The following is a 442-nucleotide window of genomic DNA, read 5'->3' on the forward strand; positions in this document are numbered from 1 at the left end:
TCCCCCATTCGGAAATCTCCGGATCAAAGCTTACTTACAGCTCCCCGAAGCATATCGGTGTTAGTACCGTCCTTCATCGGCTCCTAGTGCCAAGGCATCCACCGTGCGCCCTTTCTAACTTAACTTGATTCGGCTAAAGATGTTACTCTTTACCCTCAATTGCTCTATTTACATAGAGAATCTAAGATGGCGATTACTCGGTTTCTTTCTTGGTTCTTACTATTCATAATCTAGTTTTCAAGGAACAATCTTTCTTTGAGGAATTGCTCCCTCAAAACTGAACAACAAAATCGTCAACAATCTATGAATGGAATAAATTCCATTTTTCCTTAGAAAGGAGGTGATCCAGCCGCACCTTCCGATACGGCTACCTTGTTACGACTTCACCCCAATCATCTATCCCACCTTAGGCGGCTGGCTCCTAAAAGGTTACCCCACCGAC

Annotated in this window: 2 rRNA genes; both read right to left on the bottom strand. The window is 44.1% G+C overall.

The annotated features are described in order from the left end of the window. Nucleotides 1-125, bottom strand: a 23S ribosomal RNA gene (locus M3600_RS28600); the annotation flags it as partial. 208 nt (nt 126-333) lie between these two features. Next, nucleotides 334-442 (bottom strand): 16S ribosomal RNA (locus M3600_RS28605); the annotation flags it as partial.

The sequence above is a fragment of the Niallia sp. MER 6 genome, from assembly GCF_023714395.1.
Classification (GTDB): Bacteria; Bacillota; Bacilli; order Bacillales; family Cytobacillaceae; genus Niallia.